This window comes from Actinoplanes xinjiangensis, from assembly GCF_003148685.1.
Classification (GTDB): Bacteria; Actinomycetota; Actinomycetes; order Mycobacteriales; family Micromonosporaceae; genus Actinoplanes; species Actinoplanes xinjiangensis.
Genome location: NZ_QGGR01000006.1, coordinates 241,170 through 266,740, shown reverse-complemented (window position 1 = coordinate 266,740; position 25,571 = coordinate 241,170). Strand labels below are relative to the sequence as shown.

Below are 25,571 nucleotides of genomic sequence, written 5' to 3'. Positions count from 1 at the left end.
CACCGTGTGACGGACCGGCCGTAGGCCGGCTCCGGTGGCCGGCGTGCGCCCGAAAGGCAGAGACGACCATGACTGTCCTCACCGCGGAACCGGCGGCCGTGACCGCCGGGCCACCCCGCGACGACCGGCGGGTGGCGGGGCTCGACGGCATCCGCGGCCTGACCGCCCTCTACGTCGTGGTGCATCACTGCTGGCTGCTGGCGTTCCCCGGCTATCCGGCGAACACCGGCCCGGGCTGGCTCGGCTGGCTGCTGCACGGCCGGCTCGCGGTCGTCGTGTTCATCGTCCTGTCCGGGTTCTCGCTGGCCATCGCACCGGCCCGGAACGCCTGGCGACTCGGCGGCGCCCGGCGTTACACCCTGCGGCGGGCCCGGCGGATCCTGCCCGCCTACTGGGCGGCCCTCATCGCCAGCGCCGTGATCGCGACCGCCGTCCCGTACCTCCCGCACAGCGAACCGCCGACCCTCGACTCGTTCGCCGTCTACGCCCTGCTGCTCCAGGATGTCGTCGCCGCACCCGCGCCGAACGGCGCGTTCTGGTCGATCGCCGCCGAAGCCTGCCTGTACCTGCTGTTCCCGCTGGTGCTGCTGCTGCGCCGCCGGGCCGGCACGGCGGTGACGCTGGCGGTGGTCACCGTGCCGGTCGTGGTGGCCGGCCTGCTCTTCCCGGCCCTGTCCACCGGGTCCCGGCCGACCGGTTACACCTTCGAGCTGGCTCCGCTGTTCACCGTGGGGGTGCTGGCCGCCGGAATCGTCACGGCCGGTGACCGGATCCGGCGCCTGCCGTGGCTGAGCCTCTCCGCGCTGGCCGCCGCGCCGGTGCTGACGCTGATCGCCGTCCGGGGCTCGGTGTGGACGGTCGCCAACTACTACTGGATCGACCTGGCGGTGGGGCCCGCGATCGCGATGTTCCTGGCCGGTGTGGCCACCCGCCGGCCGGCCCGGCTGGTCCGGTCGTTGAGCAGCCGGCCGTTGCAGTCGCTCGGCGACTGCTCCTACAGCCTCTATCTGATCCATATGCCGGTGGTCGCGCTGGTCAGCACGCTGCTCGTCGCGCCGCACACCGATTCCCGGCCGGTCGTCTTCGGCGTCACCGTGGCCGTGGTACTCCCGTTGTGCCTGGTGACGGCGCGTCTGTTCGCCGCGGTCTTCGAGAAACCGTTCCGGTCGTACACTCCGTGACCATGGCGACAGAAGTGGTACTCGGCGAGGTGACGTGCCCGTCCGGGCACCTGGTGATCACGGACGGCGGCTACCTGGAGATGTGGTCCGGTGATCGGGTGCCGGACGACGAGGACCACCCGGCGATCGACTTCGCGATCGAGGGGCCGGACGCCGAGGAGGCGGCGGACTCCTTCGACCGGCAGACCGGCACCCGGTTGTACGACATTCCCGTCCACGCCGTCGCCGATGTCACCGCGATGTTCGACGAGCACTGCCGCGAGCAGGGACACGACGCGAAGCTGCGCGCGTTCGACCGGCAGGTCCCGCACCGGGAGCGGGTGCGGCACGCGGTCGAGGCCCGGCAGCCGGAGTTCAAGATGATGGGCGTCCCGGTGCTGCCGATCGAGGTCCCGGCCGACCGGCCGCTGCCCGTCACCGCGGTCCCCGGTGAGTCCGGTTGGGAGTCCATCCGGGTCGCCTTCAGCAACGAGCCGGTCACCGACTCGTGGGAGTTCTGCGAGCTCGGGGTCGATCACGCCCGCTTCGTCTTCGCCGACGCCGGCGCGCTGAACTCGTGGGAACACGTCCTGCCGCTGGACGGCCTGGCCGATCTGGTCCTCTGGGGCGGCGACGAGGACCTGATCGCCGCCGAGTTCAGCGTCCCCCGGCTCGACGACTCCGCCGACGTCCGGTACGGCTGGCTCGACCTGCCCGTCGAGGACGCCTACCAGCGGGCGCTGGCCCTGGAGGCCCGCCGCGACGAGCCCGGCGCACCGCGCTTCGCCGCCGACTTCCGGCCGCACTCGCATCACTGGCAGGTGATGCGGGCGGTCCGGGCCTCCGAGCACGACGCCGGCGTGATCCGGGTCGCCGGCGCGGACATCCTGATGGCGATGACCTCGGTGGGTGACGGCTTCTTCCTCGTCCACCTGGACGTCGACGCGGACGGCCTCCCGGTCGCCCTGCGCATCGACATCACCGGTGCGAACTGACCGCCGTCACGCCGGCCGCCCCTCCACATCGCGGGCCAGGCCTCGCAGCGTGGCGGCGAAACCCGCCCGGCCGATGAGGGCGATCAGCGGCCCGGCGTAGCGGGTGAGGCGGCGCGGGGAGACGGTGACGTCCTCCAGCCACTCCACCCGGCAGCGGCGGCCGGGCAGCGGCGTCACCGAGAACGCGGCGCCGCCGTGCACGACCCGCCCGTGTTTGGTGATCTCGCACCGGCCGGGCCGGTCGCCCGGGTCGTCGCCGCCCGGTGGCTCCCAGGCCACCACGGTCATCGGGTCGTCGAAGGCCAGCGGCCCCACCCCGGTCCGGGCGACGAACCGGGCACCGACGCCGCCGGCCCGCTCGCTCTCCACCCGCAGGACGGTCAGCGGCACCCACGCACCGTGCCGGGGCCAATCGACGAGCGTGTCCCACGTGGCGGTGGCGGTGGCACGCACATCCCTGGTGACGACGAATCGGGTCATGCGGTAACGCTAACCGCGGGGTATGACATCGGGATGGATCACGTGCACTTGCGTTTCGACGGATGGATCGCCGGGCTGGGCACGACCGGCGGCACCCGCCTAGTGGTCGGGCACTGGCCGGGCTCACCGTTCGGGCCGGTCACCGACGTCATGGTCGAGCAGCCCGGTGGTCATCGCCTGCTGCTGGCGGAGACCGCGGAGCTGGCCCGGTTCGTCGCCCGGACCTACACCTTCGACGAGGTACGCGTGGTGCCGATCACCGTCGACCGGTCCCCGGCCGCGTGGACGGTGACGGCCGGGCCGCTGCACCTGCGGTTCACCACCGGTGGCCGGGGCGTGCTGGGCCGGCTGCTGCACGCGGTCCCGGCGGCCCTGGCCCGGCATCTGCTGTGGGTGCGGCTGATCGACCCGCCCGCCCGGCTCCTGCGGGGTGTCCGCACGTACGGCAGCGCCGGTAACGGCCGCCGCGAGTGGTACGCCGTCCGCGACCTGCACCACGTCACCACGGCCACCGCGGTCTTCGACGGCACCGACCTCGGCCGTCTCGCACCGGTCGATCCGCCGGTCCGGTTCGGCTTCGGCTCGGCGCCACGCTCCCCGTCGCTGGTCCGCATCACCACCACCGTCGAGGTCGGGTCAGGCGACGAGGAACGTTCCTGACATGAAGACCACCAGGAACACCGCGTGCAGCCCGACGCCGACGACCAGCACCATCCGGTCGACCAGCTGATGCGAGCCCATCCGGGCCAGGACCAGGAAGATCGCCACGGCCTCCATGGTGTAGCGGGCGGCGGACTGCATCGAACGCCCACTCACCTCCGTCGACATCAGCATGACGAGGGTGATCGCGCCCTGGGCCACCAGGTAGAGCTGGTCGCGGCGGAACTTGAACCGCCCGGTCACGCAGAGGGCCAGCAGCACCACACCGGCCAGGGTGGTGCCGGCGTCGAGGACCGCGCCGATCGTGGCCGGATCCAGCGCTCCCGGCCCGGCCTGCCCGATCGCGGTCAGCCATGCTCCGCCCGGAACGGTGTACTGCCGTCCCCACTGGTCCTGGGCGATGCTGAAGGCGAGTGGGCTGCCCAGATCGATCGCGCAGTACACGCTGTAGGCGACCACCCCGAGGGGCACCAGCGCGATCCCGAGCACGTCGGGCCGCAGCGCGCGGGGCCGCCAGCCGATCTGGCGCAGGTACTCCACCGCCAGCGGGACCATCAGCAGCACCCCGAACAGGCGGGTGGCCGACGACAGCGCGCCCAGCGATCCGGCGAGCCACCAGTGCCCGCGGCGGCCGGCGTACAGCGCGGCGAGGGCCAGCAGCAGGAACAGTGACTCGTTGTAGCCGATGAACAGGAAGAACCCCATCGGGAAGGCGGCCAGATACCAGGTGGCGCGCTGCGCGACCCGCGGGCCGAACTCGTGGTCGGCCAGCCGGTGCAGCATGACCAGGGCGCCCCAGGCGGCGAGGTTCGCGACGAGCAGGGCGGCGAGCAGCGGGCCGCCCGGCGTGATGACGTCGAAGGCACGGATCAGCAGCGGGTAGAGCGGGAAGAACGCCGGGAAGCCGGGCCCGATGTGGTAGCCCTCCTCGGCGATCCGTACGTAGTGCCCGGCGTCCCAGCCGTTCCACGCCAGGGCGATCGACCAGAGGCCACCGGCCTCGTCGGCACGGCGGGGCAGCCGGGCCAGCGCGCTGACGGCCAGGTGCAGGACGGTCATGGTGGCCCAGACGGACAGGCCGGTCAGTGACGCCGTCCGCCAGGGCCGGTGGCTCACCGCGGCGGCCACCGGCTGTGGTGGAGCGGGGGTCAGAGTTTCCACGGCGTACTTCCCTTGCCGGTCTCCACCAGCGGGCGGCCGGTCGCCGCCGAGTCGAAGGTGACCACGTACGGCGGACGGCCCTGGAGGGTGGTGAAGATCCGGGCCACGTATTCGCCGAGCAGTCCCAGGCAGAGCAGTTGCAGGGCGCCCACGAACATCAGGGCCACGAACATCGACGTCCAGCCGGGGACGACGGTGCCCCACAGGTACGCCGCCAGAGCCGCCCCGCCGATCGCCACGCACAGCGCGATGCCCGCACAGCCCAGCCAGGTGGCGACCCGCAGCGGGGCGGCGGAGAACCCGGTGACGCTGTCCAGGGCGAGCCGGACCATCTTGGCGAGGGGGTACTTGGACCGGCCCGCGGCACGCCGTTCCCGGGTGTACGTGACCTCGCCGCCGGGCAGGCCGAGCCAGGGCACGAGCAGCCGGTAGACCGGCTCGTGCTCGGGCAGGTCGATGAGCGCGTCCACGGCGGTCCGGGAGAGCAGCCGGAAGTCGCCGGCGTTGTGCGGTACGGACGCGCCGACGACCCGGCGCACCAGGCGGTAGTACATCCCGGCGGTCCATCGTTTGAACCGGCTGTCGCTGCTGCGGTCGGCGCGCACGCCGTGGACCACGTCGAGGCCCGCGCTCTCGGCCAGGTGCAGCATCTCGGCGATCACCTCGGGCGGGTCCTGGAGATCGACGTCGATGCTCACCACGTACTGCCCGCGGGCGCGGTGCAGGCCGGCGGTGAGCGCGTTCTGGTGCCCGCTGTTGCGGCGCAGCCGGACGACGCGCAGCTGCGGCCACTGCCGGCGCATCCCCTCCAGCACGGCCGGGGTGGCGTCCCGGCTGCCGTCGTCGACGGTGAGCACCTCGTAGGGCAGGTCGAGCGCGTCGAGCACGGGCCGCATCCGCTGTGCGAAGAGCGGCAGCACGTCCTCCTCGTTGAAAACCGGAACCACCACCGACAGCCGTGGTACGGAGACGTCCATGTGCCCCTCACTTTCATGATCGTCGCGGCGGGGAGAAGGCTGACCCGCAATCGATCGAAGTCCGGGCATGCGGCGGTGGCCTGGCACATTCTCGGGAGTCGCCGGGAGATCTGCCTCTCAATCGGCGCCGGAGTGCCATCCGCAGGGGGGCCGGGAACCGTCAGGGAGAACCCTCTCCGGCAACACCATGGACACACTCTTGAAGTGGGAGCGCTCCCATGTGACGATGACGGTCACTGTCCCCGCGAAGGGCCGCGCATGTTGAAGAAACTCGCCACCGTCCTGACCGCCGCCGCGCTCAGCGCCGGACTGCTGTGGGCCGCCGTACCGTCCGATGCGGCCGCCGCGCCCTACCGCTACGGCGAGGCGCTCCAGAAGTCACTGCTCTTCTACGAGGCGCAGGTGGCCGGTGAGAAGCCGGCCTGGAACCGGGTGTCCTGGCGCGGCGACTCGGCGATGACCGACGGCGCCGACGTGGGCCTGGACCTGACCGGCGGATGGTACGACGCGGGCGACCACGTCAAGTTCGGCCTGCCGATGGCGTTCACCACCACCATGCTGGCCTGGGGTGCCGTGGAGAACCGCGACGCGTACGCCTCCTCCGGGCAGTTGACCCACCTGCTGAACAACCTGCGGGTGCCCAACGACTACTTCATCAAGGCGCATCCGTCGGCAGACGTGCTCTACGGGCAGGTCGGCAAGGGCGACGACGACCACAAGTGGTGGGGGCCGGCCGAGGTGATGCCGATGGCGCGTCCCGCGTACAAGATCGACGCGACCTGTGGCGGCAGCGAGCTGGCGGCGGAGACGGCGGCCGCGATGGCGGCCAGCTCCCTGGTCTTCCGCCCCACCGACCCGCAGTATGCCGACACCCTGCTCACCCACGCCAAGCAGCTGTACGCGTTCGCCGACCGGGTGCGCAAGAACTACCACGAGTGCATCACCGACGCGACGGCGTTCTACAAGTCGTGGAGCGGCTACGCCGACGAGCTGGTGTGGGGTGCGATCTGGCTGCACCGGGCCACCGGCGACGCCGCCTACCTCGCGAAGGCCGAGGCCGGCTACGACGCGCAGGGCAACGAGAATCAGACCAGCACCAAGATGTACAAGTGGACGATCTCCTGGGACAACAAGCAGTACGGCAACTACGTGCTGCTCGCCCGGCTGACCGGGAAGCAGAAGTACCTCGACGACGCGAACCGCTGGCTCGACTGGTTCACCGTCGGCGTCAACGGCGAGAAGGTGCGCACCTCACCGGGCGGCATGGTGGTCGTCGACTCGTGGGGCGCGCTGCGTTACGCCGCCAACACCGCGTTCGTCGCCCTCGTGCACAGCGACCACCTCGCCGACGCCACCCGTAAGCAGCGCTATCACGACTTCGCGGTCCGGCAGATCAACTACGCCCTCGGCGACAACCCGCGGAACTCCAGCTACGTGATCGGGTTCGGCGCGGGCTCACCGCGCAATCCCCATCACCGTACGGCCCACGGCTCCTGGTGGGACAGCCAGCAGGTGCCGGCCGAGACCCGGCACGTGCTCTACGGCGCCCTGGTCGGCGGACCCTCCTCGCCGGACGACAAGTACACCGACAACCGCGGCGACTACGTGATGAACGAGGTGGCGACCGACTACAACGCCGGGTTCACGTCCGCACTCGCCCGGCTGTACGGCGAGTTCGGCGGGGCGCCACTGACCGGCTTCCCGGTCGCGGAGACGCCGGACATCCCGGAACTGTCGGTCGAGTCGACGATCATGCAGAACGAGACCCGGTCGACCGGCGTGAAGGTGGTCGTCTACAACAAATCGGCGTTCCCGGCCCGCGCGCTGACCGCCGGACGGTTCCGCTACTACTTCACCCGCGACGACGGCACCGCCCTCCAGGTCAGCTCGCCGTACACCCAGGGCTGCCCCGGCCCGACGGCGGCGAGGCAGCATGCCGGCGACGTCTGGTACGTCGAGGTCGACTGCACCGGGCACACGATCGCGCCCGCCGGGCAGTCGGCACACCGGATGGAGGTGCAGCTCAAGATCGGTGTCGCCGAGGGCGGCGTGTGGAACCCGGCCAACGACCCGTCCTACCAGGCGGCCTCCGGCCCCAACCCCGCGATTGCACTGTACGACGGGACGGCACTCGTCTGGGGTGCGGTTCCGGGCGGATCGTCCCCGTCACCCTCGACGTCGATCTCCGTCTCGCCGTCGGTGTCGGTGTCCCCCTCGGTGTCGGTGTCCCCGTCGACCTCGCCGTCGCCGTCGCCCGCCGCGGGATGCCGGATCGCCTACACGACGAGCGACTGGGGCTCCGGCTTCACCGCCGCCGTGACGATCACCAACGGGCCGGCCGCGGTCAACGGGTGGACGCTGACCTTCCCGTACACCGCGGGTCAGAAGGTCTCGCAGGGCTGGTCGGCCACGGTCACCCAGGCCGGGACCCAGGTGACGGCCACCAACACGTCCTGGAACGGGAACCTGCCGGCGGGCGGCACGGTGACCTTCGGCTTCAACGCCACCCACACCGGCGCGAACCCGGCACCCACCTCGTTCGCGCTCAACGGCACGGCCTGCACGACGACGTGACCCGCATCCACCGGCGGTGCGTGGCGCCGGCGATGCCGTGGACGAGGCGGGCCAGCCCGGCCGCCCCCTCGGCGTCGTCGGCCCGGCGTACCGCGATGAGGATCGGCTCCGGTTCGTCCAGGTGTACCTCTTCACGCTGAAGGACGAACTGGAGCGCGAGTCCGGCCAGGCGGGCGTTCCCGTCGTCGAACGGGTGGAAGAACGCGACGTCGAGATAGAGCCGGGCGGCGCGGGCGGTCACCGGGACGTCCCGGTCGGCGGCCTGCGCCACACAGGCGGCGAACCGCTTCTCGGTGTCGGCGTGCAGGGCGTACCGCTCCCGGCCGTTCTTGGCGTATGCCGTGCCGCGCCGGAACCCGGCGGCCGGGATGTCCCGGGTGATCCCGTTCCACCGGGCCAGCAGGTCCGGGGTCAGGATCGCACCGGCGGCGACCTGCGCACGGACGTCGTCGTAGGCCTCCGGCAGCCCGGGCCGCCGCCGGGCGAAGTCCAGGTAGCCGTCCCGGACCGCCGGCACCGGGGTGACCGGATGCGGGACGACGTCCCGCCAGGGCACCTGCTCGCGCACCCGCTGCCACACCGCCAGGTGATCAGTCGCGGTCAACGGCTATCCGGATCGCCAGATCCTCGGCGGCCGCCCGGACCGACTCGCGTGGCGGATCGGTCCAGCTGGTGAAACGGCCGCCGACCGCGTACATGATCAGGTCCGCGCGTCGTGACTCCTCGATGCCGGCCGCCTCCAGGAACCAGCCCAGCACCGTTTCGCAGCAGTCGTACCAGCTGGAGTCGTACCGGGTGCTCTCCCCCACCGCGGTGATCAGGTGGGCGACCGCGCGTTCCCAGCCGTCCAGATCGTCCGCGGGCAGCGGCAGGAAACGGCCGAACCGCTGCGCCATGTCGGTCAGCCAGTCGTGCCACTCCAGCAGTGCGGCGGTGATCGTGGCGGCGGTCGCCTCCGGTGTGGTCACCGAATGCGTCTGGCAGCACCAGGCGGTGACCGGGCCGCCGGAGTCCTCCCCCGACGACCAGCGCCAGCCGACCGTCCACGACCCGTACCGCTCGGCGAGCCCGGCTGTCACCGTCGCCAGAAGCAGGTGCGCCGCAAGCCCGTCGGCACTGCCGACCAGCGCGGCCACCACCTTCGGCACCGTGTCACGGTCGAAGGTCCGGCCGGCCGGGTCGACATCCGCCCACCTGAACTCGGACGGATACGGCAGCGCGCCGGTCACGGCGCATCGGGCAGGCGGACTGTCACCATCGGTACTCGGCTCCTTCACACGTGAGCCGGTCAGCCTACCCTTGCGATCAGCCGACTCAGCCGATTCAGCCGACTCAGCAGGGTCGGCCGGGCCAGCCGGGTCCGCCGGTGTTGCTCGGCTTAATCAACCGCCGGGTCAGCTGGTCTTGCTCGGCGACGGCGTGGGGCGCTGGCCCTCGCGCTTCGGCCCGAAGCCGCCGCCACGCCCGGCCTTACCCTCGGTGACGGTCGTGAGGTCGGCGCTCACCGCGAAGTGCACCCGCTCGCCGCCCTTGGTCCCGAATACGTGATACGCACCGTCGGCACCCTTGACCACCCGGGACACCGTGACCGACGCGTCCTTGCCGGTCACCGCCGCGGTCACCTTCGCCGCCTCGTCGCCGGTCACCGCCGTACCGCCGCCGGGCCTGCCGTGGCCTCGACCCCCGCCGGCCTTGCCCTCCGTCACGGTCGTGAGATCGGCGCTCACCGCGAAGTGCACCCGCTCGCCGCCCTTGGTCCCGAATACGTGATACGCACCGTCGGCACCCTTGACCACCCGGGACACCGTGACCGACGCGTCCTTGGCGGTCACCGCCGCGGTCACCTTCGCCGCCTCGTCGCCGGTCACCGCCGTACCGCCGCCGTGCCGGCCGTTTCCGCCGGCACCGTGACCTTTTCCGCCTGGCCGGTCCGCCTTGCCGCCGGGCCGGTCCGCCTTGCCGCCAGGCCCGTCGGCCGACGCGCTCGGCGTGGGGGTCGCCGGGGCGGCGTTGGCCACCGCGGCACCGCCGAGGGCCAGGCCACCGGCCGCGAGAGCACCTGCGGCCAGCACACCGATCTTCTTCACGGACTTCTCCTCGGGTCGGCGCGGCCGGCCGGACGCCGGCACACCTGTGGCGAAGAGTCCCCACCACAGCTGTGCTGAGCCTGTGGTTGCCATGGGTGGAAGCTGCCGATCCGCGGGCAATTACCATTGCCGATGCCGTCCGCGAACAGAGGAAACCCGTTGCCGAAGTCATACACGTCGATCGTCCTGGCCACCCTGCTGCTCGCCGGCCTGACCGGATGCGGCGCCGACAGCCCGGATTCCACGCCGTCGTCACCAGCCACGGCCGGGCCGGCATCGCCTTCCGCCCCGTCCGGGCCGGCGTCGCCTTCGGCGACGGCTCCCTCGGCGTCCGCCTCGGCCTCTTCCACGGCCACCGCGGCATCGTCGGCGGCCTTTCCGCTGACGATCAGCCGCCGGGGCGGTTTCGCCGGAGTCGACGACCGTGCGGAGATCGCGGCGAACGGTTCGGCGACCGTGACGACCCGGGACCGGGCGGCGGTGAAGGTCACCGTGCCGGCCGCCACCGTCGACGAGCTGCGCCGCCTGGTCACCACACCGGAGTTCAGCGGCAAGGCGGCGCTTCCCGAGGCCCCGACATGCAACGACGGCTTCGAGTACGAGGTGGCGACCCCCTCGTCGACCGTGACCGTGCACGACTGCGGCCAGCCGCACGGCGCCCCCATCGACCGCATCCTCGCCATCGGCGCCGAGCTGCTCAAGGGCTGACCGCCGCATGGGACTCGACTTCGCGTGCCTGACCGTCCGGCTGGACAACGAGCCGATGCGCCGGATCCGCGCCGATCCGGACCTGTGGGCGATCGTCGAGGACCAGCCACCGTTCTGCGGCCCGTGGCCGGGCGAGCAGCTGCCGGAGATCACCCGGCAGCTGCTCGCCGTCCTGCCGGAGGGCACGCGGCTCACCCATGACTTCTTCCCGGGCAGGAATCACGAGCAGGCCGGGTATCTGCTGGACCCGGCCGCCTACCGCGCCGACCGGACCCGGCGGCAGGCCGAACAGACCCGGGCCCACCGGGCGGTCTTCGGAGCGGAGGTCTTCGCCGACCATGCCAGGAGCGGTCAGGGCGTCACATGGCGGTGCTCCACGGCGGCGCAACTGACCGACGCGGTACGGCTGATCGACGAACTCGACGTCGTCGCGGCGCGGCGCGGGTTCTCCGTGGCGGAGATGGCCGAGATCGGCGTCTACAAGGTCCACCGCGACGAGGACGACGACGAGAGCTTCACCCGCAACCTGCGCGACCTGCGCACCTGGGCGGACCATTGCCGTACCGTCGCCGCCCGGGGCCTGGATTTGATGATCACTCTCTACTGAGCGACGCGAGTCGTTCAGCCGGTCCATTTGATGAACCGCTCGAAGAACACGACGGCCGGGGCCGGCGGAAGATCGTGCACCGCGTCTTCGAGCTGTTGCCACATGTAGACGGCCACCTGCACGTGGTCGTGGTCGGCTCTCAGCTCGTCGCGCGCCGGGTCGCAGGGCCAGGGCTCGTGGCATACCAGGCAATCCCACGACGGACGGTGCGGGGTATGGACCGTCACCGGTGACGGCTGCGCCACCGCTGACCTCGCGTCATCAGGGGCGGCTGGTCACTTCTGGGAGCGAGGGCGTAGCGAGCCGCCGGCCCGTTCCAGGCTGGATCGACGTGCGGTAGACCCAGTGAGTCGATGACCGCCGGGCAGGCGTTGGTCACGGTGTCCGGGCAGGGGAACCACCCCCAACCGCAGGAGCACCGTCTCTTCCAGGGCTTGAGCCACATACGCACCGGCCGATGCCGTCGCCTTCGCATGGCCACTCCTTCCGCGTGACGGGCCAGGAGGGGTGCGGCTGCCACAGCACGGGATCCACAACCACCGCACCCCCTCGGCTCACCGTCGCACGGGGACATGTAATCCGCAACATGCGGATTACACTTTCGCGGAAACGCGTATTGCGAATCTCTGTCATGTTGTCTGCATTCGGTTTGAACGGGAAGATGCATTGCGTGACTCAACGTCAGAGCCCCACTGTCCGCAGGCGGCGCCTCGCTCTCACGCTCAAACAACTTCGGGCAACCGCCGGCCTGTCGGCGGCCGATGCCGCTCGGCGCGTGGACCACGACGCCAGTTGGCTCTCGCGGATCGAGAACGCCGAGGTCCGGCCGCATCCCAACGACGTACGGGCGCTCCTGAACGTGTACGGGGTGGACGGCGATCAAGCCGAGGCGGTCATCGCAGTGGCTCGGCAGGCCAAGCAGCGCGGCTGGTGGCAGCGATACAACGATGTCCTGCCGGACTGGTTCACCACGTTCGTCGGCATGGAATCCGAGGCGTCGGTCATTCGCAGTTACGAATGTCAGATGATCCCCGGCCTGCTTCAGACCGAGGAGTATGCGCGAGCGGCATTCGAGGGCGCACCGGTGCCGATGCGACCTGACGAGGTCGACAAACAGGTCGCCCTGAGGATGGAACGACAAGCGATCCTCACCTCCGACGACCCGCCACTGTTGCGTGTCGTACTCGACGAAGGAGCGGTGCGGCGTCTCGTGGGCGGGCCTGCGGTCATGAAGGCGCAGATCGATCGACTCATCAAGCAGTCGGAGCTGAGCAACATCCAGGTGCTCGTGCTTCCGTATGCGGCCGGCGTCGGTTTCGACGGCAGCTTCGTCATCCTCGACTTCCCGCCGCTGCCCGAGCCGTATCCCGACGCCGCAGAGGACCGGATGGTGTACGTCGACACCCTCACCGGCGCGCTATATCTGGAGCGGCCGGGTGAGATCTCCGCCTACGCTGCCGCATACGAGCAACTGCAAGCGCTGTCGCTCGGTCCGAGAGAGTCACGGGCTACGCTCGGCAAGATCTCTGAGGACCTGGCGACGTAGCAAGGAGGGCGCGGGTATGGACCTGTCTCGTGCGAAATGGCGTAAGAGCACCCGTTCGGGATCGTCCGGAAACTGCGTCGAGGTCGCTGACAATCTGCCCGGCATCGTCGCCGTGCGGGACAGCAAGGATCCGAACGGTCCGGCGCTCACCTTCACCCGCTCCGGATGGGAGGCCTTCATCGGCAGGGCGAAGAACGGCGAGTTCGACGACTGACAGGACGATGAGCAGCGCGGCAGCGGCCGCCTGATCGCGCCGGGCGGCCGGGGGTTGCGGTGCTGTGGTGGGATTCGCCGCATGGTCGAATCGCAGGCGCCGGTGCTGGAGATGCTGTGGGAGTCCCGGGAGCCCGGTCACACGCTAGGCAGCCGGTTCGGTTTCAGCGACGGAGCGGCGGCCGGCCGCTGGGTCGCCGGCACGCTGGACAAGCACTGGGGCGTTCGCATCGACTCCTGCGAGCGGATCGTGATGAGTGCCGGCAACGCGCTGGCCTGGGTCGCCACGCCGTCCGGGCGGCTGCTCGCGAAGTGGTCGGTGGTGCCCGGGATCTTCCCCCACCTGGCGGAGACGGCACGGCTCACCAGCTGGCTCCACGAGCGGGGGCTGCCGGTGTCGGCGCCGGTTGCGGCGCGGGACGGGCGCCTGCAGATCGAGGTCGACGGGGTCTCCATCGGCGTGCAGCGGGAGATCGTGGGCGGCCTCCTCGACACCGCCGATTCCGGGCAGGTGCGGGCGGCCGGGGCCGTGCTGGCCCGGTTGCAGCAGGAGCTGGCGGCGTATCCGGATGCCGGCCGGCTGCCCGGGGCCGCCGGACCGTTCCCGCCGTTGGCCGACCGGATCACCGGCTGGCTGGACTCCTCCGCGGGCCATCTGCCGCCGGCGGCCCGCGACACGCTGCGCGGGCTCGTCGCCGCGGCGCCGGCCGACCGGTCTGCCCGGCAGCTCGTCCACTTCGACTTCCGCTCGGCCAACATCCTGTGGCATCGCGGGGAGATCGCCGCGATCCTCGACTTCGAGGAGGCCCGGCACGAGCACCGCATCGTCGACCTGGCCCGCGCGGCGGTCCTGCTCGGTACCCGGTATCACGACTGGGGGCCGGTGCCGGCCGCGGTGCACGCGGAATTCCGCGCCGGCTACGAATCCGAGCGGGTGCTGACCCCGGCGGAGGCGGACTGGCTGGACATCCTGCTGCTCTGGCAGTGCCTGGCGATGGTGCCGGCCGGCGACGACCCGACCGGGTGGGGCCCGGCGGCGCTGAGCCGGCTGCCCCGCCCCTGAGGGCCGGGAGCCGTACCCGGCACGGTTCCGCGTTCATGCACGAGCATCTATATTGGGAGCGCTCCCATACCCCCGTTCCCGAGGAGTCTCCCCCATGCGCCTCCGTCCCCTGCTCACCGTCGCGGCGGTCGCCGTCGCGTCCGGTGGGATCGTCGCCGGGCTGCACGTCCCCGCAGCTCAGGCCGCCACCGTCTGTACCGTCGACTTCGCCGTCAATCAGTGGGCCACCGGGTTCACCGCCGACGTCAAGCTCACCAACACCGGCCCGGCCGTCAGTTCCTGGGCACTGTCCTGGACCTTCGCCGGTAACCAGACCGTCTCCAACGGCTGGAACGCCCAGATCGGCCAGGCCGGCACCAGGGTCACCGCGTCGAACCTGAGCTGGAACGGCGCGCTGCCCACCGGTGGGGCGACGTCGTTCGGGTTCCAGGCGACCTACTCCGGGTCCAACGTCAAACCGGCCGACTTCGCTCTCAACGGCGTCTCCTGCTCGGGCGACGTCCCGCCGTCGTCAAGCCCCAGCACGAGCACCGGTCCCAGCACGGGTCCGAGTCCCAGCACGTCCACCGGCCCGGCGCCGGTCTGCGGGACCGGAATCCGCTGTGACGGCTTCGAGAGCCAGGCGGCCGGCACACCGGGCGGCGACTGGGCCGTCACCTACCCCGACTGCCAGGGCACCGGCACGGCCACGGTGGACCGGACCGTGGCACACACCGGCACCACGTCGCTGCGGATCAACGGCGCGATCGGCTACTGCAACCACGTCTTCGTCCGCAACGCCGCCATCCTCGGTGACGCCGTGTACGTGCGCTACTGGGTGAAGCACACCACCGCGCTGCCCACCTCGCACATCACCATGGTCGGGCTGCGGGACGCCAACGACGGCGACCGGGATCTGCGGTTCGGCGGGCAGAACGGCGCTCTCCAGTGGAACCGGGCCTCCGACGACGCCACGCTGCCCGAACAGAGCCCGGCCGGCGTCGCCCTGTCCCGGCCGCTGCCGGTGGACACCTGGAACTGTGTCGAGTTCAAGGTGAACGGCGCGGACGGGACGATGCAGACCTGGCTCAACGACGTGTCCGTGCCGGGGCTGCTCCAGGACGGGGTGGCGACGCACGACATCGACGGTCAGTGGCTCAACCGGACGTACCGGCCGAGGCTCACCGACCTGAAGCTGGGCTGGGAGAGCTACGGCGAGGGCTCCGACACGCTCTGGTACGACGACGTGGCGGCCGGCAGTTCCCGGATCGGCTGCTGAAGGACCACCCGCAGGCGCTGGACCGAGGGTGCGAGCCGGTAGGCCGGCAGCACCCCCGGCCCGCACGACGCCGTGCCGACCCCGGAGGCCGCCGCGTCCACCGAGATCCACGTGGACGTGGCGGCCGGCAGTTCGTGATCGTGCGCGGTGGCCGCGACCGTCTGTCGTGACCAGGGCCGCACGGTCAACGGCACGTCGACACCGCGCACCCGCAGCCCGATCCCGCCGACGTCGATGAACGCGTCGTCGATCCGGCGCGCCCCGTGCTCCTGCGGACGGACCGTTCGCTCGGCGTAGGTGTCCCGGTCGGCGGTGAAGTCGCCGTAGCGGGCACCCTGCCCGGTGTCCGGATACTGCGGGCCGGGACCCCAGCCGGTCCACGTGACCTGCGACGTCGGCCGGTCGAGGCGCAGGTCGATGCCCGCACGGGCCCACTCGCACGGCCACTGCCCGTAGGGCTCGATGGTCAGGTCCAGAGCGAGCGCCTCACCGTCGCTGGTCCAGCGCCAGGTCACGTCCACGCCGGCGTCGATGACCGGCGGGCCGCTGCGGGTCCGCACGACCAGCGCGGCACCGTCGACGGTGACGTCGATCAGGCGGGTCCGCAGGTCGTCGAGGTGGGCCGCGGCCCAGCGGTCGGCCATCGACGGGAGGTCGTGCTCCTCCCAGCCCCGGCCGCGATCATTCTCGGTCGGCGCCCGCCACAGGCTCACCGCCACATCGTGCAGGTCCAGATCACCGAGCCGCACCGGCATCCCGGTGCCCGGATCGAAGACGGCCGGCCCGAGCCGCAGATCGTCCGACGGCACGGCGGTGGCCCGCAGAGAAACCGGGGGGCGCGGCGGGACATACTGCGCCCAGGCCACCTCATGCCCCTGGTCCCGATCGCGCAGAGACACGGTCAACGGCAGATCCGGGGGTACGGCCACCGCGCCGTCCGCACCCGGCGGCGGGGCTGACCGCAGCTGCAGCGGCACGGTCACCGTGGCTCCCGCCGGGACGTGCGGCAGCGGGAAACCGGCGTCCAGGTGGGACAGGCCGAGGCTGTGGTAGCGGTTCACGATCGTCAGCGTGGACGCCGAGGCGTCGATGGTGAGTTCGACCGGCGCGAAGACCCGGGCCACGTCGGCGAGCCCTGGTCCGGGCGTCCTGTCGGCGTGGACCAGGCCGTCGATGACGAAACTGCCGTCGTGGACACGTTCCCCGAAGTCGCCGCCGTAGAGCTGGATCGTCCGGCCGTCCGCGGTGGTGCCGCCGTGCAGTGCGTGTTCCACCCACTCCCAGATGAAGCCGCCGGCCAGCCGCGGCCAGCGGTGGAACAGCTCCTGGTACTCGCTGAGGCCGCCGGGCCCGTTGCCCATGGCGTGCGCGTATTCGCAGAGCAGGAACGGCAGCGTGCGCCGGTGCTCGTCCTCCGGCTCGGTGAACGCGCCGATCCGTGCGACCTCGGCGGTGTCGGCGTACATCCGCGAGTACACGTCGACGTGCAGCGAACGCCGGTCGCCCTCGTAGTGCACCAGCCGCGACGGGTCCCGCCGCTTGGCCCACTGGGCGATCGCATCGAGGTTGGCGCCGGTGCCCGCCTCGTTGCCGAGCGACCAGAAGAGCACGCTGGCGTGGTTCTTGTCGCGTTCCACGGTGCGCCGCATCCGGTCGATGTAGGCGTCCCGCCACTGCGGGTCGTCGCTGGGGTTGCCGCGCCAGCCGTTCGGCTCGAAGCCGTGCGTCTCCAGGTCGTTCTCGACCATCACGTACAGGCCCAGTTCGTCGGTGAGGTCCAGGAAGCTTGCCTGCGGCGGGTAGTGCGAGGTCCGTACCGCGTTGATGTTGTGCTTCTTCATCAGCAGCAGTTCCGCGCGGGCGGTCTCCAGGTCGACGGCCCGGCCGTGCAGCGGGTGATGTTCGTGCCGGTTGACGCCCCGCAGCAGCAGCGGCCGCCCGTTGAGCATCAGGGTCGCGTCCGCCACGTGCACCGTCCGGAAACCCACGCGCAGGGTGACGACCTCAGCGGGGGTGTGGACGCGGACGGCGTACAGCATGGGGTTCTCGGCGGTCCAGGGGTCGACGGACCGGAAGTGATGGGACTCGCCCGCGCCCAGGTCGTCGCGGCCGAGAGCCGGCACGCCGACGGTGACCACCGCATCGCTGTCGACGTCGACCCGCAGGGTCCCGGAGCCGTCGCGGTGGTCGTAGGAGGCGTGCACGAAGACGTCCCGGATGCCGCCCTCGGGGCGCGCGAGCAGCGTGACACTGCGGAAGATGCCCGGCATCCACCACATGTCCTGGTCCTCGAGGTAACTGTGCGCCGACCACTGCGCCAGGCGCACGTCGAGCACGTTGACGCCGTCGCGGAGCACGCCGGTGGTGTCGAATTCGGTCGTCAGGCGGCTGCCGCGCAGGGTGCCGAGTTCGACGTCGTTGAGCCACACCGTCGCGGCGCCGTCGACGCCCTCGAACCGCAGCACCGACGGGTGGGCGAGCACGGCGGGATCGGCCTCGAACTCGAGCCGGTGGTCGTGGACCGGGTTGTCGTCCGGCGGGAAGGGCGGGTCGACCGGGAACGGGAACCGCACGTTGGCGTAGATCGGCGCACCGTGGCCCTGCAACGGCAGGTGGCCGGGCACCCGGATCTCCGACCAGGCGCCGCCGGGATGCCGGCGCACCTGCCAGGTGCCGTCGAGTGGCTGGTGGGGCGCGTCGGACCGCAGGTGGGCGCGGGCCGGAAGGCTGCCGCGGCCCGGCTGAGGGGAGGCCAGTTCGGTGCGAAACGATGTCACGGGTCCCTAGTCTTTCTCGATCACCGCCCGACGTGAAGGAGTTCCCACGTGACGCGCGCCCATCTCACACTGCACCCGGCGTTCCCGGTCGGCCCGATCGACCGGCGGCTGTTCGGTGGCTTCGTCGAGCATCTGGGCCGGCACGTCTACGACGGCATCCACGAACCGGGCCACCCCACGGCCGGCCCGGACGGGTTCCGGCGCGATGTGATCGAGCTGGTCAAGGAGCTGGGCGTCACCACGATCCGCTATCCGGGCGGCAACTTCGTCTCCGGCTATCAGTGGGAGGACGGTGTCGGGCCGGTCGACGGGCGGCCCCGGCGCCTCGACCTGGCGTGGCACTCCACCGAGACCAACCGGGTCGGCCTGCACGAGTTCCACGACTGGCTGGACCTGGTCGGCAGCGAGCTGATGCTGGCCGTCAACCTCGGCACCCGCGGGGTGAAGGAGGCCGTCGACCTGCTCGAGTACGCCAACGTGCCGTCCGGGACCACCCGCAGCGACCAGCGCCGCGCCAACGGCCGGGAGGAGCCGTTCGGGGTGACGATGTGGTGCCTGGGCAACGAGATGGACGGCCCGTGGCAGGTCGGTCACCGCAGCGCCGACGACTACGGCAGGCTCGCCTCCCAGGTCGCGAAGGCGATGCGACTGGTCGACACCCGGCTGACGCTGGTGGTGTGCGGTTCGTCGAACCGGGACATGCCGACCTTCGGCACCTGGGAACGCACTGTGCTGGAACACACCTGGGACGACGTCGACTACATCTCCTGCCACGCCTACTACCAGGAACACGACGGTGACCTGGCCGGTTTCCTCGCCTCCGGCACCGACATGGACGCCTTCATCGACGCGGTCGTGGCCACCATCGACCACGTGCGGGCCGTGAAACGCTCGGACAAGCGCATCGACATCTCGTTCGACGAGTGGAACGTCTGGTACTTCACCCGCTGGAACGAGCAGGAGGGCACCTTCGCGATCGACGACTGGCCGGTGGCACCGCGCCTGCTGGAGGACGTCTACACGGTCGCCGACGCGGTCACCGTCGGCGGGCTGCTCATCAGCCTGCTCAACCACGCCGACCGGGTCACCTCGGCGTCGCTGGCACAGCTGGTCAACGTCATCGCCCCGATCATGACCGAGCCCGGCGGCCCCGCCTGGCGCCAGACCACCTTTCATCCCTTCGCCCTGACGTCCAAGGCAGCCAGGGGTACGGCCCTCAAGGTCACCCTCGACGCGGACACCGTCCCGACCGCCCGGTACGGCGACGTGCCGGCGGTGGCCGCGGCCGCCACCACCGAGGACGGCACGGTCCAGCTGTTCCTCCAGAACCGCGACACCACCACACCGGCGACCGTGACCGTGGACCTGAGCGGCTTCCCCGCCCTCTCGTCGGCGACCGCGACCGGCATCTGGGACGACGATCCGTACGCCGCCAACACCCGCGACGACCCGGCCCGGGTCGTCCCGCGGGCCAACGACACCGCCGCGCTCACCGGCGGCGTCCTGACCGTCACGCTGCCCCCGGTCTCCTGGACGGCGATCAGCGTGGCCTGATGGTCTCAGCCGCCGCGGGAACCGGCCGATGGGGAGATGTCGACCGTCCAGCGGGAGGAAGCCGTGAAGGCTGGCTACCGGAGCTCCCTGGCCCGGACCGTGTGCTTCGCCCTCGTCTACGCCGCCGCCTGCTATGCGGGGCGGCGCCTCGTCCTGGTCGGCAACCACAACCTGGCCTGGCCGGCCGCCGGCGTCGCCGTGGTCTGGTTCTGCGCGCACCGCACGGCGCCCACCCGGCGCCTCGACATGGTGCTGCTGGCGGTGATCCTCGGGACGGTCAACTGGTGGACCGGCACCAGCCCGGCGGTCGGTGTCGTCGCCGGGGTGGTCGGGCTGGTCCAGGCCCTGGTCTTCGTGCGGCTGCTGCACCGCTGGAGTCCCCACCTGTGGGGCGCCGGCGGCAGCGCACCGCTGCGCACCCCGCGGGATCTGTGGGCGCTGCTGCGGGCCGGCGTCGCCGCGACCCTCGTGGCCAGCGCCGTCAGCCTGGTGGGCCGCTGGCTGGTCACCGGTTCCCTGCCGGTCGTCGTCACGACCATGTCGGTGGCCCGGCACACCGCCAGCATCCTGGTCCTCGGATCGGCCGGAATCTGTGCGGGCGCCGCCCTCAGCCGGTGGCCCGCCGCCCGGCGGCCGGCCGCCGTCGCACCCCGCCGGATCGCCGAGATCGCCGGGATCGGCGCCCTCAGCATCGCCGGGCACCTGGCCGTCTTCGCCTACGAGCAGCGCTTCCCGGTCTCGTTCGCCCTGCTCGCCATCACCGTCCTGGTCGGCGCCCGGCTCAGCACCCCGTGGGTGCTCCTGCACAACCTGGTGGTCGGTGTCCTCGCCCTGCGGTACACGCTGACCGGGTACGGACCGTTCGCCACCGTCGACGACGCCCCGTTCCGCGCCGTCCTGGTGCAGCTCTTCGTCACCCTGGTCGCCGTGGTCGGTCTGGCCCTGGCCCTGGCACGGGAGGAACGGCAGGCGCTGCTGACCGCCCTGGCCCAGGAGAAGGAGCAGGTCAAACACCACGCCGGGCTGCTCACCGCGATCATCGACTCGATGGCCGACGGACTCGCGGTGATCGGCCCGGACAACCGGGTGACCCTGCGCAACCCGGCCGCCGAGGGGCTGCTCGCCGAGGCCGACCTGGCCCTGCTGCGGGTGCTGGCCGGTGCGGACGTACCCAGCACCGACCTGGTGGTCCACCCCCCGGACGGGCCGGAGGACCGGGTCGTCCGGGTGACCGCCACCCCGCTGCCACACCCCGACTGCGCCGACAGCGCGGTGGTGCTCTTCCACGACGTGACCGCCGAACGCCGCCACCGCGACGAGCTGACCAGCTTCGCCGGGGTGGTGGCACACGACCTGATCAACCCGCTGAGCAGCGTGGACGGATGGACGATGGCGGCGATGGAGTCGCTGGCGGACGCGCCGGACCATCCGAGCGTGGGCGAGGCGTACGCCGACCTGACCCGGGTGGCCCGGTCCTCGGCCCGGATGCGTGGCCTGATCGACGGCCTGCTGTCCTACGCCACCGCACGGGAGGCGACGGTCGACCCGGCACCGGTCGACCTGGCCGAGGTGGTCGCCGAGATCGCCCTCGCCCGCGCGGACGCGGCGGTGGCCTCCGGTGCGCCGGTACCCCGCTTCACCATCGGCCCCCTCCCCTCGGTCCTGGCCGACCCGGTACTCGTCCGGCAGCTGGTGGACAACCTGATCGGCAACGCCGTCAAGTACACCGCCCGCGGCGTGCTACCGGCGCTGCGGATCACCGCGGAGCAGGACGAGACGATGGTCGCCGTACGGATCGTGGACAACGGCATCGGCATCCCCGCGGGCCAGCACGAGGCGATCTTCGGCAACTTCCACCGGGCCCACGTCGACGGCGGCTACCTGGGCACCGGGCTGGGACTGACGATCTGCCGGCGCATCGTGGAACGACACGGCGGCACCATCACCGCCGACGACGAACCCGGTGGCGGCTCCCGCTTCACCTTCACGCTGCCGTCGCTCTCACTGGTCACTGGAGTCCGCCCATAGGTTGATGCCCGACTCGGTGGCGTACTTGTCGATCTCGGCCAGCTCGTCGGCGGTGAACGAGAGACCGTCCAGGGCCGCGACGTTGCTCTCCAGTTGGGCGACACTGCTGGCCCCCAGGACCGTGGAGGTCATCCGCGGGTCCCGCAGCACCCAGGCGATCGCCAGCTGCGCCAGGCTCTGGCCACGCCGTTCGGCGATCACGTTCAGCGCCCGGATCTTGTCCAGGTTCTCCGGGCTGAGCAGGTCGGTGCTCAGCGACTTGTCCGCCGACGCCCGCGAGTCCTCCGGCACACCGGTCAGATACCGGTCGGTGAGCATGCCCTGCGCCAGCGGGGAGAACGCGATGCAGCCGGCACCCACCTGTTCGAGCGTGTCCAGCAGCCCGCCCTCGATCCAGCGGTTCAGCATCGAGTAGGACGGCTGATGGATCAGCAGCGGGGTGCCCAGGTCACGCAGGATCGTCGCGGCCTCGGCGGTCCGTTCCGGCGAGTAGGACGAGATGCCGACGTACAGCGCCTTACCCGCCCGCACCGCGGCGTCCAGCGCGCCCATCGTCTCTTCCAGCGGCGTCCCGGGATCCAGGCGGTGCGAGTAGAAGATGTCGACGTAGTCCACACCCATCCGCTTCAGCGACTGGTCCAGCGAGGCGGTCAGATACTTGCGGGAACCCCCGTTGCCGTACGGCCCGGGCCACATGTCGTAACCGGCCTTCGTCGAGATCACCAGCTCGTCGCGGTGCTGCCGGAAGTCGGTGGCCAGGAACCGGCCGAAGTTCTCCTCCGCCGACCCGTACGGCGGGCCGTAGTTGTTCGCCAGATCGAAATGGGTGATGCCCAGATCGAACGCCCGGCGCAGGATCGCCCGCTGGGTGGCCGCCGGCTTGTCGTCGCCGAAGTTGTGCCACAGGCCGAGGGAGACGGCGGGCAGCTGCAGACCGCTGCGCCCGCTACGGCGGTATTCCATGTCGTACCTCTTTACGGGAGTTCGGCCAGGTCGTCGGCGGTCAGGTGCAGCGTGTCGGCGGCGGTCGAGTCGGTGATCGTCTCCGGGCGGCTCGCGCCGGGGATCGGGATCGACACCGGCGACTTCGCCAGGTGCCAGGCCAGGCACACCCGCTGCGGGCTCACCCCGTACCGCTCGGCGACCTGCGCGAACGCGCCGCCCAGCTCACCGGCCGCCCGGATGCCACCCAGCGGCGACCAGGGCAGGAACGCGATGCCCAGCTCCGTGCACAGCTCCAGCTCCGGCTCGGACGACCGGAACGCCGGCGAGAACTGATTCTGCACCGACACCAGCCGCCCACCCAGGATCTCCTGTGCCTGGCGGATCTGCTCCGGGTTCGCGTTGGAGATGCCGGCCATCCGGATCTTCCCGGCGTCCAGCAGGTCCCGGATCGCGCCGATCGAATCCGCGTACGGCACCCGCGGGTCCGGCCGGTGATGCTGATACAGGCCGATGGCGTCGGCACCGAGCCGCTTCAGCGACGCCTCGCAGGCCTGCCTGAGGTAGTCCGGCGAGCCGTCGATGGTCCAGCTGCCGTCACCCGGCCGCAGGTGACCGCCCTTGGTGGCGACGAGCACACCGGACGTGTCGCCGCCGTAGGAGGCGAGCGCCCGGGCGATCAGCGACTCGTTGTGGCCGACCTCGTCCGCCCCGATGTGGTAGGCGTCGGCGGTGTCGATCAGGGTCACGCCGGCGTCCAGGGCGGCGTGGATGGTACGGATCGAGCGGTCCTCGTCCGGCCGGCCCTCGATCGACATCGGCATGCCACCGAGTCCGATCGCGCTGACCTGCACGTCACCGATGCGACGGCTCTGCATGGTTCCTCCTGAGAATGGTGTACGACTCCACCCTGTATGCCCGCCCACGCCGCGTCCAACAGAAGAAACCGCTCGGATTGAGCAGCTAAGGTGATCGGTCGTGGAACTGCGGCATCTCGAATACTTCGTGGCGGTCGCCGAGGAGCGGCACTTCACCCGTGCCGCCCAGCGGATGCGGGTGGCCCAGTCCGGGCTGTCCGCCTCGATCCGCGCCCTGGAGCGGGAACTCGACGCCGACCTCTTCACCCGGCACACCCGGCGGGTCGAGCTGACCGACGCCGGGCGCGCCCTGCTCACCGAGGCACACCGCACGCTGGCCAGCGCCACGGCCGCCCGCAACGCCGTCGCCGCCGTCCGTGGACTGCTGCGCGGCAGCCTCACCATCGGGGCCGAACAGTGCCTCGGCGTGATCGACATGGCCCCGCTGGTCGCCTCGTTCCGGCGGGCCCACCCGGGTGTCGAGGTCCGGCTGCGCTACGCCGGCTCCGGGCATCTGATCGAGCAGGTCCGGCTGGGTGTGCTGCAGGCCGGTTTCGTCGCCCTGCCCGGTCCGGCGCCCGACGGCGTACGCCTGCTGCCGATCGCCGCCGAGAAGATGGTGCTGCTCTGCCATCCGGCACACGCGCTCGCCGACAGCGACACGGTCGCGGTCGGTGACCTGGCCGGCGCCGAGTTCATCGACTTCAGCGCCGACTGGGGCGCCCGCCGCGTCAACGACCTGGCCTTCGCCCGCGCCGACACCGAACGCCGGGTCGCCGTCGAGGTCAACGACGTGCACACCCTGCTCGACTTCGTGCACCAGGACCTCGGGGTGGCGCTGGTCCCGGCCCCGGTGACCCGCAAACCGCAGGCGAAGGGCCTGCACACGGCTCCGGTCACCGGCCCGGTCCCGGACTGGCGGGTGGCGGTCGCGCTGCCCGCCACCACCCCGGCCGGACCGGCCACCGAGGCCCTGCTGCGCCTGGCCCTGCCCCACGACCAGCGCAGCCTCGGGTCAGCGCCGGGCGACGGCCTCCTCGTAACGCAGCAGGGTGTCGACGAAGGTTCGCTGCTCGGCCGGGGTCAGGGGGGCCAGGGCGCGGCGCCAGGCCTCGGCGCCGGGTGAGAGCCATTGGGCGATGGCGTCGCGGCTGTCCGGGCTGATGTCGATGATCCGGCGGCGGCGGTCGGCGTCGTCCTCGTGGCGCACCAGGACGCCCCGGCGGCTGAGGTCACTGACAATCAGGCTGACCGTGGTGGGGGCGACGCCCAGCACCTCGGCCAGGTCCGAGACCGTCTGCGGGCCGTCGAGCAGGAGCAGGGACAGCAAGGACAGGTGCCGGGGTGCGAGATCGAGCGTCTTCAGCTGGTCGGGTAGCGGCAGCCGTTTGATCCGGCCGACCATCCGGGGCATCACCAGGAGCAGTTCCCGGACCGTGTCGTCCGTTGACATCCACCCATCCCTCCCAATACCTTTGTTTGCAAAGATATTTTGTTGTCAAACCTGTTCACGGGGGATGGTATGCCACACCTCAGCGTCCACGTGCTGGAGAGCGACCTGGCCGGCCGTGAGACGACACTCATCCGTCGGCTGACCGACGCGGTCGTCACCGTCTACGGCGAGTGGGCTCGCGGACTCGTCGACGTGAAACTGATCGGGCTGCCGCCCCACCGGTGGGGCATCGGCGGCGCGCCGGCGCAGGCACCGGCGCCGAGCGTCACGTTCGGCATCAAGGAGGCCGCGTTCAGCCGGCCCGACTCCGACGAGATCATCGCCCGCCTCATCGCCGTGGTCACCGACGCGATCGTCGATGTCTTCGGCGAACGCGTCCGCGACGGCGTCACGGTCGAGCTGGTGGCCGGCGTCGCCGGGCGCACCGGCATCGGCGGGGTGGTCGTCGCCTCATGACACCCGGGCGCCCGG

Annotated in this window: 25 protein-coding genes; 14 read left to right on the top strand and 11 right to left on the bottom strand. The window is 71.4% G+C overall.

Annotated elements, in window-relative coordinates:
- Positions 1-68 precede the first annotated feature (68 nt).
- The gene (locus BC793_RS15845; protein ID WP_109593278.1) at positions 69-1,181 is read left to right on the top strand and encodes an acyltransferase family protein; all 1,113 of its coding nucleotides are present in this window, start codon (positions 69-71) and stop codon (positions 1,179-1,181) included.
- Between the two features lie 2 nt (positions 1,182-1,183).
- Positions 1,184-2,155 carry a hypothetical protein gene (locus BC793_RS49595; protein WP_158319267.1) on the top strand — a complete coding sequence of 324 codons (972 nt, stop codon included), beginning with the start codon at positions 1,184-1,186 and terminating at the stop codon, positions 2,153-2,155.
- A gap of 6 nt (positions 2,156-2,161) precedes the next feature.
- On the opposite strand, the gene BC793_RS15835 is transcribed toward BC793_RS49595, so the two are convergent.
- Positions 2,162-2,635, bottom strand: a complete 474-nt coding sequence (locus BC793_RS15835; RefSeq protein ID WP_109593276.1) for an SRPBCC family protein — start codon at positions 2,633-2,635, stop codon at positions 2,162-2,164.
- A gap of 33 nt (positions 2,636-2,668) precedes the next feature.
- Here BC793_RS15835 and BC793_RS15830 point away from each other — a divergent pair, with 33 nt between their 5' ends.
- Positions 2,669-3,295, top strand: a complete 627-nt coding sequence (locus tag BC793_RS15830) for a hypothetical protein (RefSeq protein WP_109593275.1) — start codon at positions 2,669-2,671, stop codon at positions 3,293-3,295.
- Here the strand turns inward: BC793_RS15830 and BC793_RS15825 are convergent.
- Together BC793_RS15825 and BC793_RS15820 are read right to left on the bottom strand one after the other, a co-directional pair.
- Entirely contained in the window at positions 3,272-4,456 is a 1,185-nt protein-coding gene (locus BC793_RS15825; protein ID WP_146246298.1) for a mannosyltransferase family protein, read from the bottom strand. The two genes, BC793_RS15830 and BC793_RS15825, sit on opposite strands and share 24 nt — an antisense overlap.
- Positions 4,444-5,433 carry a glycosyltransferase family 2 protein gene (locus BC793_RS15820; RefSeq protein WP_109593273.1) on the bottom strand — a complete coding sequence of 330 codons (990 nt, stop codon included), beginning with the start codon at positions 5,431-5,433 and terminating at the stop codon, positions 4,444-4,446. The genes BC793_RS15825 and BC793_RS15820 overlap by 13 nt, the downstream gene beginning before the upstream one ends.
- 258 nt (positions 5,434-5,691) lie before the next feature.
- On the opposite strand from BC793_RS15820, the gene BC793_RS15815 reads away from it, so the two are divergent.
- Positions 5,692-8,007 (top strand): glycoside hydrolase family 9 protein, encoded by a 2,316-nt coding sequence (locus BC793_RS15815; protein WP_109593272.1) that lies wholly within the window; start codon positions 5,692-5,694, stop codon positions 8,005-8,007.
- On the opposite strand, the gene BC793_RS15810 is transcribed toward BC793_RS15815, so the two are convergent.
- The 3 genes from BC793_RS15810 to BC793_RS50585 all read right to left on the bottom strand — a co-directional run bounded on the left by BC793_RS15810 (position 7,979) and on the right by BC793_RS50585 (position 10,094).
- Positions 7,979-8,611: a Fic family protein gene (locus BC793_RS15810; RefSeq protein ID WP_203896210.1), complete on the bottom strand. Its 633-nt coding sequence runs from the start codon at positions 8,609-8,611 to the stop codon at positions 7,979-7,981. The genes BC793_RS15815 and BC793_RS15810 overlap by 29 nt on opposite strands.
- Positions 8,598-9,236, bottom strand: coding sequence for a hypothetical protein (locus BC793_RS15805; RefSeq protein ID WP_109593271.1), 639 nt, complete (start codon positions 9,234-9,236; stop codon positions 8,598-8,600). The genes BC793_RS15810 and BC793_RS15805 overlap by 14 nt, the downstream gene beginning before the upstream one ends.
- Before the next feature lie 165 nt (positions 9,237-9,401).
- Positions 9,402-10,094, bottom strand: a complete 693-nt coding sequence (locus BC793_RS50585; protein ID WP_203896211.1) for a hypothetical protein — start codon at positions 10,092-10,094, stop codon at positions 9,402-9,404.
- Positions 10,095-10,253: 159 nt separating this feature from the next.
- Between BC793_RS50585 and BC793_RS49590 the strand changes: the two genes are divergently transcribed.
- Positions 10,254-10,802, top strand: a complete 549-nt coding sequence (locus BC793_RS49590) for a hypothetical protein (RefSeq protein WP_158319266.1) — start codon at positions 10,254-10,256, stop codon at positions 10,800-10,802.
- A 7-nt stretch (positions 10,803-10,809) separates the two neighbouring features.
- Positions 10,810-11,409, top strand: a complete 600-nt coding sequence (locus BC793_RS15790) for a DUF1877 family protein (RefSeq protein WP_109593269.1) — start codon at positions 10,810-10,812, stop codon at positions 11,407-11,409.
- A gap of 14 nt (positions 11,410-11,423) precedes the next feature.
- Here the strand turns inward: BC793_RS15790 and BC793_RS15785 are convergent, their stop codons facing one another.
- Positions 11,424-11,636, bottom strand: coding sequence for a hypothetical protein (locus tag BC793_RS15785; RefSeq protein ID WP_109593492.1), 213 nt, complete (start codon positions 11,634-11,636; stop codon positions 11,424-11,426).
- A gap of 443 nt (positions 11,637-12,079) precedes the next feature.
- Here BC793_RS15785 and BC793_RS15780 point away from each other — a divergent pair, with 443 nt between their 5' ends.
- From BC793_RS15780 to BC793_RS15765, 4 genes are all read left to right on the top strand, one after another.
- Positions 12,080-12,955: a helix-turn-helix domain-containing protein gene (locus BC793_RS15780; protein WP_239170031.1), complete on the top strand. Its 876-nt coding sequence runs from the start codon at positions 12,080-12,082 to the stop codon at positions 12,953-12,955.
- 16 nt (positions 12,956-12,971) lie between these two features.
- The gene (locus BC793_RS15775; protein ID WP_109593267.1) at positions 12,972-13,169 is read left to right on the top strand and encodes a DUF397 domain-containing protein; all 198 of its coding nucleotides are present in this window, start codon (positions 12,972-12,974) and stop codon (positions 13,167-13,169) included.
- Positions 13,170-13,250: 81 nt separating this feature from the next.
- Positions 13,251-14,231, top strand: a complete 981-nt coding sequence (locus tag BC793_RS15770; protein ID WP_109593266.1) for a phosphotransferase — start codon at positions 13,251-13,253, stop codon at positions 14,229-14,231.
- 94 nt (positions 14,232-14,325) lie between these two features.
- Positions 14,326-15,489: a cellulose-binding domain-containing protein gene (locus tag BC793_RS15765; protein WP_109593265.1), complete on the top strand. Its 1,164-nt coding sequence runs from the start codon at positions 14,326-14,328 to the stop codon at positions 15,487-15,489.
- Here the strand turns inward: BC793_RS15765 and BC793_RS15760 are convergent.
- Positions 15,420-18,266: a glycoside hydrolase family 2 TIM barrel-domain containing protein gene (locus tag BC793_RS15760; RefSeq protein ID WP_109593264.1), complete on the bottom strand. Its 2,847-nt coding sequence runs from the start codon at positions 18,264-18,266 to the stop codon at positions 15,420-15,422. The genes BC793_RS15765 and BC793_RS15760 overlap by 70 nt on opposite strands.
- Positions 18,267-18,314: 48 nt before the next feature.
- Between BC793_RS15760 and arfA the strand changes: the two genes are divergently transcribed.
- Together arfA and BC793_RS15750 are read left to right on the top strand one after the other, a co-directional pair.
- Positions 18,315-19,820 (top strand): arabinosylfuranosidase ArfA, encoded by a 1,506-nt coding sequence (gene arfA, locus BC793_RS15755; RefSeq protein WP_109593263.1) that lies wholly within the window; start codon positions 18,315-18,317, stop codon positions 19,818-19,820.
- Between the two features lie 36 nt (positions 19,821-19,856).
- Positions 19,857-21,848: an ATP-binding protein gene (locus tag BC793_RS15750; RefSeq protein ID WP_109593262.1), complete on the top strand. Its 1,992-nt coding sequence runs from the start codon at positions 19,857-19,859 to the stop codon at positions 21,846-21,848.
- Here the strand turns inward: BC793_RS15750 and mgrA are convergent.
- Together mgrA and BC793_RS15740 are read right to left on the bottom strand one after the other, a co-directional pair.
- Positions 21,822-22,811, bottom strand: a complete 990-nt coding sequence (gene mgrA / locus BC793_RS15745) for an L-glyceraldehyde 3-phosphate reductase (RefSeq protein ID WP_109593261.1) — start codon at positions 22,809-22,811, stop codon at positions 21,822-21,824. The genes BC793_RS15750 and mgrA overlap by 27 nt on opposite strands.
- Positions 22,812-22,822: 11 nt before the next feature.
- Complete coding sequence (locus tag BC793_RS15740; protein ID WP_109593260.1) at positions 22,823-23,668, bottom strand: aldo/keto reductase; 846 nt, start codon at positions 23,666-23,668, stop codon at positions 22,823-22,825.
- Between the two features lie 100 nt (positions 23,669-23,768).
- Here BC793_RS15740 and BC793_RS15735 point away from each other — a divergent pair, with 100 nt between their 5' ends.
- Entirely contained in the window at positions 23,769-24,773 is a 1,005-nt protein-coding gene (locus BC793_RS15735) for a LysR family transcriptional regulator (protein ID WP_109593259.1), read from the top strand.
- Here BC793_RS15735 and BC793_RS15730 read toward each other — a convergent pair.
- Entirely contained in the window at positions 24,663-25,100 is a 438-nt protein-coding gene (locus tag BC793_RS15730) for a MarR family winged helix-turn-helix transcriptional regulator (RefSeq protein ID WP_109593258.1), read from the bottom strand. The two genes, BC793_RS15735 and BC793_RS15730, sit on opposite strands and share 111 nt — an antisense overlap.
- Before the next feature lie 69 nt (positions 25,101-25,169).
- Between BC793_RS15730 and BC793_RS15725 the strand changes: the two genes are divergently transcribed.
- Positions 25,170-25,556, top strand: coding sequence for a tautomerase family protein (locus BC793_RS15725; protein WP_109593257.1), 387 nt, complete (start codon positions 25,170-25,172; stop codon positions 25,554-25,556).
- Positions 25,557-25,571: the final 15 nt, after the last annotated feature.

Bases quoted from the DNA above. Each gene is read 5' to 3' on its own strand.
- BC793_RS15765 (WP_109593265.1), top strand. From the start codon at position 14,326: ATGCGCCTCCGTCCCCTGCTCACCGTCGCGGCGGTCGCCGTCGCGTCC.
- BC793_RS15770 (WP_109593266.1), top strand. From the start codon at position 13,251: ATGGTCGAATCGCAGGCGCCGGTGCTGGAGATGCTGTGGGAGTCCCGG.
- mgrA (WP_109593261.1), bottom strand. From the start codon at position 22,811: ATGGAATACCGCCGTAGCGGGCGCAGCGGTCTGCAGCTGCCCGCCGTC.
- BC793_RS15820 (WP_109593273.1), bottom strand. From the start codon at position 5,433: ATGGACGTCTCCGTACCACGGCTGTCGGTGGTGGTTCCGGTTTTCAAC.
- BC793_RS15835 (WP_109593276.1), bottom strand. From the start codon at position 2,635: ATGACCCGATTCGTCGTCACCAGGGATGTGCGTGCCACCGCCACCGCC.
- BC793_RS15845 (WP_109593278.1), top strand. From the start codon at position 69: ATGACTGTCCTCACCGCGGAACCGGCGGCCGTGACCGCCGGGCCACCC.
- BC793_RS15750 (WP_109593262.1), top strand. From the start codon at position 19,857: ATGTCGACCGTCCAGCGGGAGGAAGCCGTGAAGGCTGGCTACCGGAGC.
- BC793_RS15730 (WP_109593258.1), bottom strand. From the start codon at position 25,100: ATGTCAACGGACGACACGGTCCGGGAACTGCTCCTGGTGATGCCCCGG.
- BC793_RS15815 (WP_109593272.1), top strand. From the start codon at position 5,692: ATGTTGAAGAAACTCGCCACCGTCCTGACCGCCGCCGCGCTCAGCGCC.
- BC793_RS15790 (WP_109593269.1), top strand. From the start codon at position 10,810: ATGGGACTCGACTTCGCGTGCCTGACCGTCCGGCTGGACAACGAGCCG.
- BC793_RS15725 (WP_109593257.1), top strand. From the start codon at position 25,170: ATGCCACACCTCAGCGTCCACGTGCTGGAGAGCGACCTGGCCGGCCGT.
- BC793_RS49595 (WP_158319267.1), top strand. From the start codon at position 1,184: ATGGCGACAGAAGTGGTACTCGGCGAGGTGACGTGCCCGTCCGGGCAC.
- BC793_RS15740 (WP_109593260.1), bottom strand. From the start codon at position 23,668: ATGCAGAGCCGTCGCATCGGTGACGTGCAGGTCAGCGCGATCGGACTC.
- BC793_RS15775 (WP_109593267.1), top strand. From the start codon at position 12,972: ATGGACCTGTCTCGTGCGAAATGGCGTAAGAGCACCCGTTCGGGATCG.
- BC793_RS15830 (WP_109593275.1), top strand. From the start codon at position 2,669: ATGGATCACGTGCACTTGCGTTTCGACGGATGGATCGCCGGGCTGGGC.